We start from the raw sequence: 15,857 nt of genomic DNA on the forward strand, positions 1-15,857 counted from the left end.
TTCATCACGGCCGCTCTGTCCTGGACGTTCCAGGCGTGGGCGGGCTGTCGTTGTCTCCTCGGCCACCGGCCGTCCCGCGTCGCGGGTCGGCGGGGGCCCGGCCGGAGCGCTCGTTGGCGATGAGCTCCTCCAGCCAGCGGACCTCGCGCTCACAGGCGTCGAGCCCGTGGCGTTGCAGTTCCAGGGTGTACGCGTCGAGTCGCTCGGCTGCCCGGCCGAGCACGTCACGAAGACCTTCGCGACGTTCCTCGATCTTGCGGCGACGACCTTCCAGGATCCGGAGCCGGGTGGCCTGGTCGGTCCGGGCGAAGAACGCGAAGTGCACGCCGAAGCCCGTGTCGTCGTACGTCTCGGGTCCAGCCTGCGCTATGAGCTGGGCGAAGCGTTCCTTGCCCTCCGCGGTAATGGTGTAGACCACCCGACCGCGCCGGCTGGTCAGCGCGGGAACCTCCTCGGCGGTCGCGGGTGCCTCCGCGGCTTCGGTGATCCATCCGGCCGCCTGGAGCCGGCGCAGCGTCGGATAGAGCGAGCCGTAGCTGATCGCCGCCCGGATGGCACCGAGTTTGGCGGTCAGCTCCTTGCGCAGCTCGTAGCCGTGCATCGGCGCCTCCTGCAGGAGGCCGAGGATGGCGAACTCGAGCACGAGCCATCCCCTCTTTCCCCTGCGCGGAGCACTGACCACCGCGATGTATCGGACCGATACATCGCACGTTAGCGGAGAGGTGGGGTCGGGGCAAACCCTCTGCTTACGCGACGCGTTCGTCACGCCTCGTGACCATGGTCGCCTGGGTTCGCCGGAGCGCGTACCCTTTGCCGCATGCGTACGCAGCGCCAGGTAGTCGACTACTCGCTTCAGAAGCGGGCTGTGCTGCGTGAACTGCTCGCCGGGCGGATCGGCACGTACGACGTCTGCGACGCCTCGCCGTACCTGAAGAACGCTGCTCGTTTCCACGGCGAGCCGACCGACCACCGCTGCCCGATCTGCCGCAGCGAGAACCTGATCCACGTCCACTACATTTACGGTGACGAGCTCAAGCAGTCGGCCGGCCAGGCGCGTACCCGGGCTGAGTTGCCCGTCCTGGCCATGACGCTGCGTGAGTTCCAGGTGTTCGTGGTGGAGGTCTGCCCCGGCTGCGACTGGAACCATCTCGTCGAGCAGTTCCTGCTCGGCTGGGACGGTCTGGCGGAGGACGCGGACGAAGCGGTCGCGGCCGACGGCTCCACCCCTCGGCGAAGGCGAGAGGCGCAACGGTGAACACGGCTGTCCCGATCACTGCCGGCCCATTCCCCGGGTGGCACGAACGACAGCCTTTGAGCGCAACTGGTCCGAATAGATCGGATTTGACGGGCGTGCGCCGGCACCACCGGCGGGTAGCGTCCCGTGTTCCAGCTCACGGCAACCCGGTGGCGGCGCCCCCGCGTCCCACCGCGACCGGCAGGGTGTGAGGAATGAACTACGGCGATTCCAGTTCTTCGCGTGCGCGGGCCCAGATCCCGGGCCCGAACGGCGACCCCGGTTCCGAAGGGAGCCGGGGCGGGAACGGTTGGTCCGGCGCGGCGGACGGCGGCGCCTCGGCGCGTGCCTCCGTGACACCGTACGGTGCGGGCGGCCGGGCCTCGGTCGGTCCCGCCGCTCCGGCGCCACGCGGAGCGTCCGGGTCGGCCTCGGTCGGCCGGGCCGGTGCGGGCCGCGCCTCGGTGCCGGTGTCGCCGGCACCCGGTGCCACCGGACGTGCGGGCGCCGGCCGGGCGTCCGTGCCGGTCTCCCCGGCCGCTCCGGCCGGGCGTGCCTCGGTGGGCGCGGCGAGCGTCGGCGCGGCCGGCGTCGGCGCGGCCGGCGTCGGCGGGCGGGCGAGCGTGGGCGCTCGGGCGACAGTCGGCGCGGCGGCGGTCGGTGGCCGCGCCCGGGTGCCCGGCCCTGCCGGCGGCGGTCCCGGTGGCCCCGGCGGCCCGACCGGCCCCGGCCGGGGTGGCCGCGGTGAGGACCCGGCGCGCGCCAAGAAGCGCCGCCGGATCAACATCCTGATCGCCGGCTTCGCCGTGTTCATCATGCTCGCCGGCATGGGTGTGGTGACCTTCACCTGGTACTCCACCAAGGTGGTGCTCCCCGAGGACACCATCCCGCCGTTGTCCACCACCATCTACGAGCGCACCGGCAAGACCGCCATCGCCAAGATCGGCGACCAGAACCGCCAGCTCGTCACCATCGACCAGATCCCGGAGCACGTCCAGCACGCGGTCGCGGCCGCTGAGGACCGGAACTTCTACCGGCACTCCGGTGTGGACTACAAGGGCATCACCCGGGCCGCGTGGAACAACCTCACCGGCGGTGACAAGCAGGGTGCCTCGACCATCACCCAGCAGTACGCGCGCAACGCGTTCGAGAACCTGAACCAGGACACGTACGGTCGCAAGGTGAAGGAGGCGGTCCTCGCCTCCAAGCTGAACGACAAGTACGACAAGCGCGTGATCATGCAGCACTACCTGAACGTGATCTACTTCGGGCGTGGCGCGTACGGCATCCAGGCGGCGGCGCGGACCTACTTCGACAAGGACGTCAAGAGCCTCACGGTGGCCGAGGCGGCGGTGCTCGCCGCGGTGATCAAGCAGCCGGAGCCGAGCGCGACCCACAGGGGCTACGATCCGGCGATCAACCCGCAGGACGCGCTGGACCGGTGGAACTACGTGATCAACGGCATGATCACGGAGAAGTGGCTTGATGCGCCGAACACGCCGCAGCACCCCACCGAGTACCCGAAGAAGATCGCGCCGCCGAAGAAGAACAACGGCGGCAGCTTCGGCATCGACACCCCGTACGGCAACATCGTCAACTACGTCTCGCAGGAACTGCGCGAGATGAAGCTCTGCACGGACAACGAGGCCGAGGCGACCCAGGACCGGCCGCTCTGCGCGAAGGCGCTGAGCCGAGGCGGCTACAAGATCACCACTACCATCGACACCAAGGCGCAGAAGGCGGCGCTCGAGGCGGCCCGGGCGGCGACCAAGGGCTCGGAGCTCTCCGGGCAGCCGAAGCACCTGATGTCCGCCGTGGTCGCGATCGACCCGAAGACCGGCGGCGTACGGGCGTACTACGGCGGTGACAACGGCACCGACTTCGACTACGCCGGCAAGAACATCGACAACGGTGTGCTGGCCGGTGGCCACTCGCCGGGTTCGAGTTTCAAGATCTACACGTTGGCGGCGGCGCTGGACAACGACATCTCGATCAAGTCCCGCTGGAAGGGTAAGGCCTTCAAGCCGGAAGGCTTCAAGGACAAGATCAGCAACGCCGGTAACGACAATCCGGACTGCGGCGACTCCTGCACCCTGGAGAGGTCGACGCTGCTCTCGCTGAACGTGCCGTTCTGGCACGTCGCCGAGAAGATCGGCCCGGACAAGGTGGTCGACATGGCCAGGCGGGCCGGCGTCACCACCATGTGGCGGACGGACACCAGTCCGGCGAAGGCGTACGACCTCACCAAGGTGAAGGCGGCCGACGTCGCCCCGGAGCCGTTCTACTACAACGTCGGCTTCGGCAAGTACCCGATCACCGTGCTGGACCACGCCAACGGCATCGCCACCTTCGCCAACAAGGGGCGCTACAACAAGGCGCACTTCGTCTACAAGGTCCAGAAGCAGAACCCGGCCACCGGCAAGTGGGACACGCTCGGCGGCGAGAAGCTGAAGCCGGAGCAGCGCATCCGCCCGGAGGTCGTCGCGGACGTGACCGCCGTGCTGGAGAAGTACCCGGCCCAGGTGAGCCGCCGGCTGGACGACGGGCGCAAGGTGGCGGAGAAGACCGGTACCTGGGAACTCGGTAACGGCACTGCCGACAACGGTGACGCCTGGATGATCGGTTACACCCCGCAGCTCGCCACAGCGGTCTGGATCGGCAACAAGGGCGCCCGCAAGGCGATCAAGGACGACCAGGGTAAGAGCATCACCGGTTCCCGAATGCCGGGCGCCATCTTCCAGCGCTTCATGAACGACGCGCTGAAGGGCCAGGACAAGGAGGACTTCCCGCCGCCGGCGAACATCGGCAAGGACGACGCCGGTAACGGCGAGGCTCCGCCGCCTCCGCCGACGAACGAGCCCGGCCAGCCCGGCCAGAACTGTGACCCACTGGGCCTGTTCTGCCCCGGAGGCACGCCCGGCGGCGGCAACCAGGGCGGCAATCCCGGCGGTGGCAACAACCCCGGTGGCGGGCTCCCCGGTGGCGGTGGACGTCCCGGCGGTGGCGGTGGCGGTGGCGGGTTGCTACCGAGCACACCACCGACACGACAGAACTGACGCGTACCACCTGACGGCGGCGGCCGGATCCCTGAGTGGGTCCGGCCGCCGCCGTCTCCACGGTGGGCCGCGCCGGTGATGACCGCACGGTGACGTCGCCGTGGCCATCCTCGCCAGGATCTGCTCATTCGATACGAGCCGAGCGGACGGGCGAGAAGATGCAGATGCTGAGCAGAACGCGACGGAATCCGGTCGGCACCTCGGGGCGGGCCTTCACGCGCCTCGGCGCGGTCGTCGCCGCCGCCGTGGTCACCGGGACGATGGTGGCTCCCGGTGCCGCCTCCGCGGCCACCACCGGCTGCGGCAGTTCCTGTGACGGCAAGGACCCGCAGACCTATGTGGCGGTCGTCGGTCAGGCCGGCTACTGCTACCAGGACGGGAGGACGGTGGCGACCTCCACCGACGTCGAACTGCGGTACAGCCCCTGGTGCCGCACGGCGTGGGCACGATGGACCGGCGGCGGGGGTTACCTGACCGGGGTCCTGATCCGCAGCTACGCGGCCGACGGCAGCTTGCGCAAGACGTACTACGACAACGGGACCTCGGGCGACTGGTCGTTCATGGTGAACGACAAGGGCATGACCGCGCAGGCGTGCTGGTATTACTACGACGACGAGACGATGACGACCCGGCACGTCCGCAACTGCACCGCCAAGTACTGATCCTGGATTCGACGCCGCCCGCTGCCGTACCGGGCTGCGGTCGGGAAACCGCGATCGGACGGGACGACGGCGGCCGGCCATCCGGGCTCGGCCGCCGTCGCTGCCCGAGGCGGAAGGCGGTTCAGGCGAGGGCTACCGTCAGGATCGACAGCGCGCGTGTGGTCTCGGTCAGCGCACGTCGCAGCGCCTCGGCCGCCTCCCGGTCGAGGTGGAAGCCGGTCGAGGAATCCCCGCCCTGCCCCACCAGGATCCGGCGCTCGACCTCGTGGACGGTGACGCCCGGTGCGATGCCCAACTCGGTGTCGAGCCGGGCGCGCAGCTCACGGATCACGGCCAACGACTCGGCCGTCCGCCCCGCCGCGTGCAGGGCCTCGGCCAGCTGACAGTGCAGACTTTCGTGATAGGGATGGCTGTCGACCCAGGATTGCAGTTCCGGAATGGTGGCGGCACTGTTTCCCTGGGCGAATTCCAGCGCGACCAGGCGCTCGATCGCCCGCAGGCGCGATTCCTCCCAGCGGACGGCATCGGCCTGAAGTGCGTCGGAACGGACGTCCTGCATGGCCTTTCCGCGCCAGAGCGTCAGCCCTTGCCGGAGGAGATCAGCGGCGCGCGGGAGGTGACCGTGGCGATGGGCGATCTCCGCCTCGGCGCAGAGGCTGCGGAACCTGAGCCCGTCGACATGCTCCTCGGCCGTGGTCAGCTGGTAGGAGTCGCCGTGTCGCCGGACCTGCTGATCAGGCGCGTTGAGTGAGACCACTGAGCGGAGGCGGCCGAGTCGGTTCTGGATCTGCTGCCGAGCGGTCGCCGGGGGATCCTCTCCCCATACGATGTCGATGAGGCGGTCGATGCTGATGTCTCGGTTGGCATTTACGACAAGGCCGGCGAGCAATTTTCGACTTCGCTCACCGGAAATTCTAACCGTCTTGCTTTCCGACCACATGGCCAAAGGGCCAAGGAATCGATATTCCATTCTTTCCCCCGTGGAGCTGCGCTTCCTGGCTCTGGCGAGCCGCGCTCAGCATAGCCCGCGGTCGATGGCGGTCAAGGGATTCATAAGGAGCTAAAGGGTGCAAATCGAGCCAGTCTGTGAGGAGGTGCTTGCCGCAGGCAAGCTTCACCGGAGCGAGACCGGCAAGCTCGCGAGGGTACTCGTCCTCTCGAGCCGGTTGCGGCAGGATGCATTGCCATGAGCATCCAGCCGATCCCGGGTACTGGCGAAGCCGGCCCGAGCGACCACCCGTCCCGGTCGGACGGTTTCGTCCGCGGCGCCTCGGAGGCAATCGGTGGGCCGCTCGGCGACCACGCCGTCGCCCTGGACCAGCCAGCCGACCGGGAAAGCCGGTTCTGGACCGCCGGCCGGATCGTGCTGGCACTCGTCTGCCTGACGCTGGCCCTGCACTGGGTGCAGAAGTCGCCCTGCCAGGACGGGGCCTGGCAGAACAACGTCCAGTACACCCGCATGTGCTACACGGACGTGCTGGCGCTCTACTACGCCGAAGGGCTCAACGAGGGCAAGGTGCCCTACGCCGACCACCCGGTGGAGTACCCGGTGCTGACCGGCTATTTCATGGGCGCGCTCGGCCTGCCGGTGCACGCCCTCGGTGCCGACAACCCCGGCATCAACCAGGGCCAGTGGTTCTACAACCTGAACGCGCTGGTGCTCGGCGCGCTCGCGGTCGCCACCGTCGCCGTGATCCTCAGCCTGCGCCGACGGCGACCATGGGACGCCGCGTTGTTCGCGCTCTCCCCGGCCCTGGTGCTCACCGCCACCGTCAACTGGGACCTGCTCGCCATCGGCCTGGCCGCGTTCGGCCTGCTGGCGTGGGCGCGCGCCCGACCCGACCGGTACGCGCTACTGCTGCCCGGACTGGCCGGCGTCCTGATCGGACTGGGCGGCGCGGCCAAGATGTGGCCGCTGTTCCTCCTCGGCCCGATCCTGGTCCTCACGCTGCGCGCCGGCAAGCTCCTGGCCGGCCTGGCCGCCACGGCGACCGCGCTGGTGACGCTCGTGGCGGTGAACCTGCCGGTGGCGATCCCCTACCGAGAGAACTGGGAACGCTTCTTCGATCTGAACACGACACGCCCCATCGACTGGGGCACGCTCTGGTACATCGGCCGCTACCTGGACGGCCGGATCAGCCCGTCCGCGCCCGGGGAACTCGGGCCGTTCGAATGGCTGAACGCCAACATCTCCACCCTCAACTGGGTGTCGTACCTGCTCTTTGGCCTCGCCTGCCTCGGCGTGGCCGGGCTGGCGCTGCTCGCCCCGCGCCGCCCTCGGCTGGCCCAGCTCGCCTTCCTGGTGGTCGCCGCGTTCCTCATCTTCAGCAAGGTCTGGTCCCAGCAGTTCGTGCTCTGGCTGCTGCCGCTCGCGGTGCTCGCCCGGCCGCGCTGGGGAGCGTTCCTGGCCTGGCAGGTCGCGGAGGTCTGCTACTTCGCCGCGTTCTACGGCGAACTGCTCGGCACGGCCATGTCCCGGCCGGTCTTCCCCGAAGGCGTCTTCGTGCTGGCGTCGAGCCTGCGACTGATCACCGTGGCGGTGCTCTGCGGGCTCGTTATCCGGGACATCCTGCGGCCCGAACTGGACGTGGTCCGGCACACCTACACCGACGACCCGGACGGCGGGGTGCTCGACGGCGCAGCCGACGCACCCTGGTATCAGCGCTGGCGCTCCCGTGCTTCTGCCGGCCATCCCGAGCCCCAGGCCGTCTGAACGACGTGGGTGGTGGCACCGTTCGAGGCGGATGAGTGGACGGTGGACGGCTGTCCATTCCCGCTCCGGCCGGTGGTCGAGCAGTCGACCACCGGCCCGTCGCGTCGGGCGTGAGTCGACGCCGGCGGGGGAGCGACCAACTGCCGGTCGTCGGTGTTCATCATCAGAGTCTGCACGACCTCGGACAGGTTGCTGAGAGTGGACTGAATCTCCCGGAGCATCGGAAGGATCGCCGGCGGGTGCTGCTCGGTCGTCTCGTCCGATCGCAGCAGGTCGTCTTCGAGGCGGAGCAGCGCCGGGCCGGGGCCGAGTCCCAACTCCTGCCCGAACCGCCGGCGGAGCCGCTGGAGCACCTGCAGTGCTTCGGCCGTCCGGCCGGTGCGGTGAAGCGCGCGCGCCAGGCAGCCGTGCATGTACTCGTTATACGGATAGGACTCGGTCCACAGACTCAACTCGGGGATCAGTTCACCGTGCCGGCCCTGGCTGAACTCCCATTCGGCCAACTGTTCCAGGGACCGCACCCGCATCTCCTGCAGATGCGTGGCCTCCCCGACGAGGCGTTCGGAACCGATGTCCTCCAGCGCTTCCCCGCGCCACATCGCCAGCGCCGTCCGGAGACGGGCGGTCGCGGTGGACAAATTGCCCGCCCGCGCGAATTCCGCCGCGACCCGGTATTCGGCACGGAAGACGCGTTCGTCGACCGATTCATCTTCGACCTCGAGCACGTAGTTGCAGCCGGAGCGCCGCACCGTATGCAGGTGCTCGTGCCGGATCAGCCAGGAATTGATCCGGCCCACGCAGTTCTGCACCTGTTGACGCGCGGTGACTGGCGGGGAATCCGGCCAGACCACGTCGATCAGGCGATCCACCGACACGCTCTTCGAATTTCCGATCAACAACGCTGCCAACAGTTTCCGCTGACGTGAGCTCGAAATTGAGATAAAGGAATCCCCACTCCGGACCGTCAACGGCCCGAGTATTCTGAACCGCAGCACCCCTACGCTCCCCGTTAGTAGTCAGGCGACTATGGCAGTGAGGATCTTGCTAGTCAAGGGATGCCGGACTGTAAAGTGCGACCATTCGGGCGAACCATGCCCTTATGTCACAGCCGATAGACGACCGCCTCGCCGACCTGCTCCCGGGTGACCCCCGGCGCATCGACCGGCCGGTCGAGCATCCCCTCCCACGGAGTGCCCGCCAGTTCGTCGCGCAACACGATTACGTTCTTCACGCCTATCTGCCGCAGGTATTCGACGCTCGCGTATTCCGGGAAGCTCACCGTCGCCTCCCGGATCTGCGCCTGGGAGCGCGGCGTGAAGCCACTGCCGCCGTTGACCATCGGCTGGAACCGGTCGGTGGACCAGAGCATCACCGGCTGGTCCAGGTTCTGGCTGCTCGGCAGCACCAGCATCGGGCCGTCCACCGTGCGCAGCGCCGCCGGCTGCTGCGGCACCACCGGCTGCGGCGTGGCGTTCAGCCCTTCCACGAGCACCAGCGCCAACGGCAGCAGCGTGGCCAGGCGCAGCCACGGGCCCGGCCACGGCGGCACCCGCTCGGCGGCCAGCTCGCGGACCCGCATGCAGAACGCGGTGACCGCGCCGGCCGCGAGCAGACCCAGCAGCAGCGTGGTCCAGAGCATCATCCGGCCCGGCGTGCGCAGCCCGCTCCAGCCCGGCAGGTAGTCGAACAACGGCACGTAGGTGAACCGGCCGCCGAAGAACCGGGTGCCCATCGCCAGCGCCATCGTCACGAGCACCCCGGCGAGCAGGAAGATCCGGTGCCGGACCCGCCAGACCGAGAAGAACAGGCCACCGGCGGCGAGCGCGTAGAGCGCGAAGCCCGGCAGCAGCGTCATCTCCGGGTGCCAGGGCAGCACGGCGCGGGCGCCCTCGTGCAGCCCGCCCCAGACGCGCGACTCGGCCGGCGCGGTGAAGAACCCGCTCGCGGGTGGTGAGTAGAGCCCGATGTCGCCGAGCGTCCGCTCCGCGTTCGGGTGCATCTCGGCGACCTTGAAGTAGGGCACCGCCAGCGCCGCGCCCACCGCGGCGAAGGCGAGCCCGCCGAACACGTCGGCCAGGAACAGCCGCCGGCCGAACGGACGCTTCACCCGGCGCCGCCGCACGAACCACAGCACCACCGAGACCAGCACGGCCCCGGCCAGCATGTACGCGAACGGCAACCCGATGCCGAACCCCAGGCTGAGCTGCCATGCGGCCACCAGCCACCCGGCGAGCGCCCAGCCCGCGTGCCGGCGACGCGGCCGGTAGCCGTGCCGCAGCGACCAGCCGTGACCCCGGGCCAGCATGGCCAGCGCCAGCGGGATGCCGCCGTTGGAGATGATGTGCAGGTGCCCCGCCTGGGCCAGCAGCCACGGCGCGTAGGCGAAGCTCGCCCCGGCCACCGCGCCGCCGATGCGGCCCGCGCCGAGCTGCCGGGCCAGCGCGTACGCGCCGAACGCGGCGAGCGCGTGCGCCAGCACGAACATGATGTTGTAGCGCAGCACGGCGTGCTCCGGGCCGACCCCGATCAGGCCGGCCGGGGCGTACCCGAGGAGCGTGTCGGAGAACGCGAAGCTCCAGTTCTCCGGATAGAACGTGTTCGCGTGCCACAGCATCGCCGGGTCGGTGCGCAGGATGCGCCCGGACCACGCCATCTGCCACGCCTGCAGGCTCGGATCCCAGTAGTCCTGCGGCAGCGTGTGCCGCGGATAGCGCAGCGTGGGCCACGTCATCGCCGCGGCCAGCGCGAGCGCGGCGACGGCGGCGAGCGTCCACTCGTGCGCCAGGAAGCGGCCGACCGCGCGGACCGCCCGGCGTGGCCGGCCGAGCACCGGCTCCGGCGCCGGCCCGAACGCGGACCAGGGGTCGGCGGGCTTGTCGCCGTCCGTACCCGCTGCCTTCCTGTCCCCGGCGTCCGCCTTCTCGCCGTCATCGGCGTCGCCGCCGTTCGGCCGGGTGTCGTGGGCGTCGTCCTCGTCGGCGGCGGTCCCGTCCCGGGCCCCGGCTGTCCTGCCGGCCCCGGTTGCCCTGCCGGGCTTCCTCGTCTTGCCGGTCTTCACCGCCGGGGCGGCGGTCTCGTCCTCGACGGAGCTGCCCGCAGGACTCCCGGCCTGGTCGGACGAGGACGCCCCGGCCGTCTCCGTGTCGTCCTCGCCGGACCCGATCCCCGTGGTCCCGCTCTCGCCGGGCGGGGTCGCCCCGGCGGTGTCGTCCGGTGCGCTCGCGCCGTCGTCCGGCCGCGTCCCGGCGCGGGACCGGCGTCCGGTCGTGCCGGACTGCTCGGTCGTCACGCCGCCGCGCCCAACTGCCCGCGCAGGAACGCGATGTCGGTGGCCTGGCCCTCGACGCCACCGGGGGTCTCCACGATCACCGGTGCGCCGGCCGCGCGGATCACCGCCACCAGCAGCTCCGGGTCGATGGTGCCTCCGGTGAGGTTGTCGTGCCGGTCCTGGCCGGAGTTGAACGCGCCCTTGGAGTTGTTCGCGTGGATCAGGTCGATCCGGCCGGTGATCGCCTTCACCCGGTCGACCAGGCCCAGCAGTTCCTCACCGCCCGCGTACGCGTGGCAGGTGTCCAGGCAGAAGCCGACCTCGTAGTCGCCGAGCGCGTCCCAGAGCCGGGCCAGGGAGTCGAGGCGCCGGGCGCAGGCGTTGTCACCGCCGGCGGTGTTCTCGATCAGCACCGGCAGCGGGAACCCGCCGGAATCCGCCGCGTACGCGAAGGTCTTGCGCCAGTTGTCGAAGCCGACGGCGACGTCGTGGCCGGCGTTGACGTGGCCGCCGTGCACGATCAGCCCGCTGGCCCCGACGTCGGCCGCCGCGGTGGCGTGGGCGAGCAGGAGCTTGCGGCTGGGGATGCGGATGCGGTTGTTGAGCGTGGCTACGTTGATCACGTACGGCGCGTGCACGTAGATGTCGACGTCGGCGGAGCGCAGACGCTCGGCGTCCTCGCGCGGCTTCGGGGCCTTCCAGCCCTGCGGGTCGGCCAGGAAGAACTGGACCGCCTCGGCCTGCCGGGCGGTCGCCTCGGCCAGCGGGTCGGTCGGATCGACGTGGGCTCCGATTCGCATGCTGGGCAGCCTACGTCGCGCCTGCGACGGTCGGCGCGCTCGCGCGAGGCGTCCGGCGGGTCGGACGCGTCACCACCGGGCCCGGCGGTCGTTGTCCGAGATGGGATCGATGGTCGACGCTCCGCCCGCACGTGGTCCACAGCACGTACGGGCGAGGGTGGACCCCCGGCAACGGGACGCCCCGCCGTGCGGCCCGGCGCGACGGGGCGGGATCCGCTCGTCATTCCGGTACGGGAGACCAGCAGTAGGACCAATTCTTCCATTTACCCCAAGTGGTGACGAGAGCCATTGTATGGTCAGACCAGGTGACAACACGATAAAGCTCCGCGGGGCGTCTTCGATCCAACCTCATCGGTGTGGTCGTTCCTCCCCAGGTCCCACCCAAGGAATGCGGACGGGACGCCCCGCGGTCCCGTGGACAGGGGTCCACCTCTCATCCGGAGGTGGACCCCTGTCACGCATCCGGCGCACCGGAGCCACCGGCGCGGCCATGATCGTCCGGACCGGCTATCCTGGTGCGGTTGTCCGTGTCCGGCCGGGTTCCCCCGGCACCGGCGCGGGCAGCGACGCACGACCTCCTGCCACGGAAGGACCGTGGCCGCTTAGCCCACAGGAGGTGAGCACGTCTTGCGTCACTACGAAGTCATGGTGATCCTCGACCCCAGCCTCGAGGAGCGCACCGTCGCCCCGTCGCTCGACACGTATCTGAACGTGATCCGGACCGCGGGTGGCTCGGTGGAGAAGACCGACGTGTGGGGCCGCCGGCGCCTCGCGTACGAGATCAACAAGAAGGCCGAGGGCATCTACGCCGTCATCGACCTCCAGGCGACGCCGGAGGCCGTTGGCGAGCTGGACCGTCAGCTCCGACTCAACGAGTCGGTGCTGCGCACCAAGGTCATCCGTCCGGAGATGCGCTGAGCATCTAGACCCGGCACGTCCGGATCAAGCCTCATCCACGCTGTCGTACGGCTCTGGGAGCCTGTACGGCACAACGATGAGTGCGCGAGGAGATGGTCATGGCAGGAGACACCACCATCACGGTCATCGGCAACCTGACCGATGACCCCGAGTTGCGATTCACCCCCTCCGGCGCGGCGGTCGCCAAGTTCCGGGTCGCTTCGACGCCCCGCTTCATGGACAAGGCCTCCGGCGAGTGGAAGGACGGCGAGCCGCTCTTCCTCTCGTGCACGGTCTGGCGCCAGGCCGCCGAGAACGTCGCCGAGTCGCTGCAGCGCGGCGCTCGCGTGATCGTGTCCGGCCGGCTGCGTCAGCGGTCGTACGAGACCCGTGAGGGTGAGAAGCGCACCGTCATCGAGCTGGAGGTCGACGAGATCGGCCCGTCGCTGCGCTACGCCACGGCGAAGGTGCAGAAGATGTCCCGCTCCGGTGGCGGTGGCGGCGGCTTCGGTGGTGGTGGCGGCCAGGGTGGCGGCGGAGGCAACTTCGACGACCCCTGGGCCTCTGCTGCCCCCGCCCCCTCCCGCGCTGGTTCGGGCGGCGGAAACTTCGACGAGGAGCCCCCGTTCTGATGGCGCCGAGCGCCCGCGATCGCAAACCAGGAGCAAGAGCAATGGCGAAGGCTGCGGCACTGCGCAAGCCGAAGAAGAAGGTGAACCCGCTCGACAAGGACGGGATCACCTATATCGATTACAAGGACACCGCGCTGCTGCGCAAGTTCATCTCCGACCGCGGCAAGATCCGCGCTCGGCGGGTGACCGGCGTGACCTCGCAGCAGCAGCGGCAGATCGCCCGTGCGGTCAAGAACGCCCGTGAGATGGCGCTCCTGCCCTACACGGCCACGGCCCGCTGAGAGGAGGCACGGACATGAAGATCATCCTGACTCAGGAGGTGTCCGGTCTCGGCTCTCCGGGCGACATCGTCGAGGTGAAGGACGGCTTCGGCCGTAACTACCTGCTGCCGCAGGGCTTCGCGATCACCTGGACCAAGGGTGCGGAGAAGCAGGTCACGGTCATCAAGCGGGCCCGCTCGGCCCGCGAGATCCGCGACCTCGGCCACGCCACCGAGGTCAAGACCCAGGTCGAGGGCCTGAAGGTCAACCTGAAGGCCCGCGCCGGCGACGGCGGTCGGCTCTTCGGCTCGGTCACGCCGGCTGAGATCGTCGACGCCGTGAAGGCCGCCGGCGGCCCGGCCCTGGACCGCCGCCGGCTGGAGCTGCCTGGTCACATCAAGGCGCTCGGCTCCTACCCGGTCAGCATCCGGCTGCACCCCGAGGTGACCGCCAAGTTCGACCTGAACGTGGTCAAGGGCTGACACCGAAGCACGACGTGAAAGGCCCGCACCGGCAACCGGTGCGGGCCTTTCGCAACCTGGCCGCTCGACCGAAGCGGCTCAACCGAGCGGCTTGCCCGTCACCGCGCTGATCACCACCGTGGACAGCCCACCACCCACCACCGCGGCCGCCAGCGCCACGGTCGCCGACCGCCACGTCGTCCCGACCTGCCGCAACAGCACCGCCACCACCAGACTGCTCACCATCGCCAACCCGAACCGCGGCGCCGCCGACAACAACGACTCCAACGCGTGCGCACGCGGCGAATCACAGCCGCCACCGGTGATGTCCGTGACACACCCCGCCGGCGGCTGGCCACTCAGGAAGAGCAGACCGACCACCAGCAGCACCGCCGGCACCAGATAGCACGCCGCCGTGTAGACCAGCGGACGCAACGGGCCACCCGGATCCGGATCCAGCAGGTCGTCTTCCAGTCGCCGGCCCCACGAACCGCCGCCGATCGTCTCCACCTGCCGCCGCAACGTCGACGGCGCGGGCTCCACCGGGCGACGACGAGGCGCGGTACGGGGACGCGGCGCCGAATACGCCACGGCAGGCGAGCGCGGGGCCGTCGGCGGCGTCTCCATCCACCGCGGATCGTCACCCGAGAGCCGGGTACCCGACCAGAACGCCTCGGCCCGCTCCGGCGACGCCCAGCCCTCCCGTACCGGCGGCGCCGAACGGTCCCACGGATCGGCATTCGCGTACCGGTCGTCGGTGTCCCGCACCGGCTCCAGGAAACCCGTATCGGTGAACCGGTCCCACTCACCCGTGTGCTCCGTACGGTCCCACCGGCTCTCCGCCCGACCCCAGCCGCTCGCGGGCACCGACCGGTCCCAGGCATGCAGCCCTGACGCGTCCCACGGATCCACAGCGGGCGGCTCCACCGGCTCACGCTCGGCCGCCCGGCGACGCTGCCACGGATTCGCCGCCGGCCGCGACCGGGCTGACTCCGGCTCCGCCGCCTTCGCGGACGCCGCCGTCCGTCCCCAGGTGGCCTCCGGCTCCGCGGCCGTCGACGGCGACCAGCCCGTATCCGGCACCGCCGGCCACTCGGCATCCGACGCCGGCCGGGACCACGCGCCGTCCGGGGCCGCCGACCGCGACCAGGCCGAGTCCGACCCCGCCGGCGGCCAGGAGGAGCCCGACGCCGACCGACGCCGCCGATCCGTCGGCAGTCCGGCCTCCGGCCCGGCCGGCCCTTCGCCCGAACCCGCCGACTCCGGCAGCCCCGACCAGGTCACCTGCGGCCGGCGCGTCGCCGCGCGACGCGGACGACTCCGGGGCGCCGCCCCCGACACCGGCTCGTCGTCCTCGTCCGCCCGCCGGTTGCCCACGTACCCCCGCTCCTGCGGGGCGTCCATCGTCCACTCGGCGGTGTGGTCCGACAGCGGACCCGCACCGATCGCGCGCAGATCCCGCCGGGTGCCCGCCGACGAGGGCTTCTCCACCTCGTCGTCCGGCGCGGCATGCCGCCCGCCGCCGTCCGCGCGACTCACCCCGGATTCCAGCGCCCAGCGAGGAAGGTACGTCTCCACCGGCTCGTCCTGGCCACGCTCGATCGCCCGTCGCCGGCTCGCCGTGCGACGGCCCTCCAGCGCGTACGAGTCGACCCGGCGCCGGCCGGCGGGCTCGTCCCAGGAACCGCTCGGCCGTCGCTCGCGCGGGCTGTCCTCCCCGCTTCCCCAGTCCTGGTGTCTCACGGCCGGAGCGTGACCTCTCTCAACCCGAAAGTAAACCCGCTGTCCCAGGTGTCGCCGTTCGCAGCGATAGTACGGGACGAACGACGACAAAGCTCAGCCGGAAATCTTTCGTCCACAGGGTGGGGACAGGA

The 15,857-nt window shown here is 70.3% G+C and carries 14 protein-coding genes; 8 read left to right on the forward strand and 6 right to left on the reverse strand.

The features are described from left to right. Window positions 1-4 precede the first annotated feature (4 nt). The gene (locus ACFYON_RS18215) at window positions 5-643 is read right to left on the reverse strand and encodes a PadR family transcriptional regulator (protein ID WP_354866503.1); all 639 of its coding nucleotides are present in this window, start codon (window positions 641-643) and stop codon (window positions 5-7) included. A gap of 174 nt (window positions 644-817) precedes the next feature. On the opposite strand from ACFYON_RS18215, the gene ACFYON_RS18220 reads away from it, so the two are divergent. From ACFYON_RS18220 to ACFYON_RS18230, 3 genes are all read left to right on the forward strand, one after another. Next, on the forward strand, window positions 818-1,255 hold the full coding sequence (locus ACFYON_RS18220; RefSeq protein WP_354866505.1) for a DUF5318 domain-containing protein: 438 nt from the start codon (window positions 818-820) through the stop codon (window positions 1,253-1,255). 194 nt (window positions 1,256-1,449) lie between these two features. Then, entirely contained in the window at window positions 1,450-4,290 is a 2,841-nt protein-coding gene (locus ACFYON_RS18225; protein ID WP_387320949.1) for a transglycosylase domain-containing protein, read from the forward strand. Between the two features lie 164 nt (window positions 4,291-4,454). Continuing rightward, the gene (locus ACFYON_RS18230) at window positions 4,455-4,952 is read left to right on the forward strand and encodes a DUF2690 domain-containing protein (RefSeq protein ID WP_354866509.1); all 498 of its coding nucleotides are present in this window, start codon (window positions 4,455-4,457) and stop codon (window positions 4,950-4,952) included. Between the two features lie 121 nt (window positions 4,953-5,073). Here ACFYON_RS18230 and ACFYON_RS18235 read toward each other — a convergent pair whose 3' ends face one another. Then, a complete protein-coding gene (locus ACFYON_RS18235; protein WP_354866511.1) occupies window positions 5,074-5,922 on the reverse strand; it encodes an AfsR/SARP family transcriptional regulator in 849 nt (282 codons plus the stop codon). A gap of 216 nt (window positions 5,923-6,138) precedes the next feature. On the opposite strand from ACFYON_RS18235, the gene ACFYON_RS18240 reads away from it, so the two are divergent. Then, window positions 6,139-7,665, forward strand: coding sequence for a glycosyltransferase 87 family protein (locus ACFYON_RS18240; protein WP_354866513.1), 1,527 nt, complete (start codon window positions 6,139-6,141; stop codon window positions 7,663-7,665). On the opposite strand, the gene ACFYON_RS18245 is transcribed toward ACFYON_RS18240, so the two are convergent. The 3 genes from ACFYON_RS18245 to ACFYON_RS18255 all read right to left on the reverse strand — a co-directional run bounded on the left by ACFYON_RS18245 (window position 7,611) and on the right by ACFYON_RS18255 (window position 11,733). After that, entirely contained in the window at window positions 7,611-8,534 is a 924-nt protein-coding gene (locus ACFYON_RS18245; protein WP_354866515.1) for a BTAD domain-containing putative transcriptional regulator, read from the reverse strand. The two genes, ACFYON_RS18240 and ACFYON_RS18245, sit on opposite strands and share 55 nt — an antisense overlap. A 233-nt stretch (window positions 8,535-8,767) precedes the next feature. Further along, window positions 8,768-10,723 carry a hypothetical protein gene (locus ACFYON_RS18250; RefSeq protein WP_387188686.1) on the reverse strand — a complete coding sequence of 652 codons (1,956 nt, stop codon included), beginning with the start codon at window positions 10,721-10,723 and terminating at the stop codon, window positions 8,768-8,770. Between the two features lie 227 nt (window positions 10,724-10,950). Next, window positions 10,951-11,733, reverse strand: coding sequence for a deoxyribonuclease IV (locus ACFYON_RS18255; protein ID WP_354866519.1), 783 nt, complete (start codon window positions 11,731-11,733; stop codon window positions 10,951-10,953). 627 nt (window positions 11,734-12,360) lie between these two features. Between ACFYON_RS18255 and rpsF the strand changes: the two genes are divergently transcribed. From rpsF to rplI, 4 genes are all read left to right on the forward strand, one after another. Next, a complete protein-coding gene (rpsF, locus tag ACFYON_RS18260; protein ID WP_013289357.1) occupies window positions 12,361-12,651 on the forward strand; it encodes a 30S ribosomal protein S6 in 291 nt (96 codons plus the stop codon). 80 nt (window positions 12,652-12,731) lie between these two features. Next, a complete protein-coding gene (locus ACFYON_RS18265) occupies window positions 12,732-13,262 on the forward strand; it encodes a single-stranded DNA-binding protein (protein ID WP_175438580.1) in 531 nt (176 codons plus the stop codon). Window positions 13,263-13,303: 41 nt separating this feature from the next. Next, window positions 13,304-13,543 (forward strand): 30S ribosomal protein S18, encoded by a 240-nt coding sequence (gene rpsR, locus ACFYON_RS18270; protein WP_007073789.1) that lies wholly within the window; start codon window positions 13,304-13,306, stop codon window positions 13,541-13,543. 14 nt (window positions 13,544-13,557) lie between these two features. Beyond that, a complete protein-coding gene (gene rplI / locus ACFYON_RS18275; RefSeq protein WP_354866521.1) occupies window positions 13,558-14,004 on the forward strand; it encodes a 50S ribosomal protein L9 in 447 nt (148 codons plus the stop codon). 78 nt (window positions 14,005-14,082) lie between these two features. Here the strand turns inward: rplI and ACFYON_RS18280 are convergent, their stop codons facing one another. Next, window positions 14,083-15,726 (reverse strand): hypothetical protein, encoded by a 1,644-nt coding sequence (locus ACFYON_RS18280; RefSeq protein WP_357709867.1) that lies wholly within the window; start codon window positions 15,724-15,726, stop codon window positions 14,083-14,085. Window positions 15,727-15,857: the final 131 nt, after the last annotated feature.

This window comes from Micromonospora sp. NPDC005686, from assembly GCF_042871665.1.
In the GTDB taxonomy this organism is placed as follows: domain Bacteria; phylum Actinomycetota; class Actinomycetes; order Mycobacteriales; family Micromonosporaceae; genus Micromonospora.

Coding starts and splice junctions, on each gene's coding strand:
- ACFYON_RS18220 (WP_354866505.1), top strand. CDS start 818: ATGCGTACGCAGCGCCAGGTAGTCGACTACTCGCTTCAGAAGCGGGCT.
- ACFYON_RS18225 (WP_387320949.1), top strand. CDS start 1,450: ATGAACTACGGCGATTCCAGTTCTTCGCGTGCGCGGGCCCAGATCCCG.
- ACFYON_RS18230 (WP_354866509.1), top strand. CDS start 4,455: ATGCTGAGCAGAACGCGACGGAATCCGGTCGGCACCTCGGGGCGGGCC.
- ACFYON_RS18235 (WP_354866511.1), bottom strand. CDS start 5,922: ATGGAATATCGATTCCTTGGCCCTTTGGCCATGTGGTCGGAAAGCAAG.
- ACFYON_RS18240 (WP_354866513.1), top strand. CDS start 6,139: ATGAGCATCCAGCCGATCCCGGGTACTGGCGAAGCCGGCCCGAGCGAC.
- ACFYON_RS18255 (WP_354866519.1), bottom strand. CDS start 11,733: ATGCGAATCGGAGCCCACGTCGATCCGACCGACCCGCTGGCCGAGGCG.
- rpsR (WP_007073789.1), top strand. CDS start 13,304: ATGGCGAAGGCTGCGGCACTGCGCAAGCCGAAGAAGAAGGTGAACCCG.
- rplI (WP_354866521.1), top strand. CDS start 13,558: ATGAAGATCATCCTGACTCAGGAGGTGTCCGGTCTCGGCTCTCCGGGC.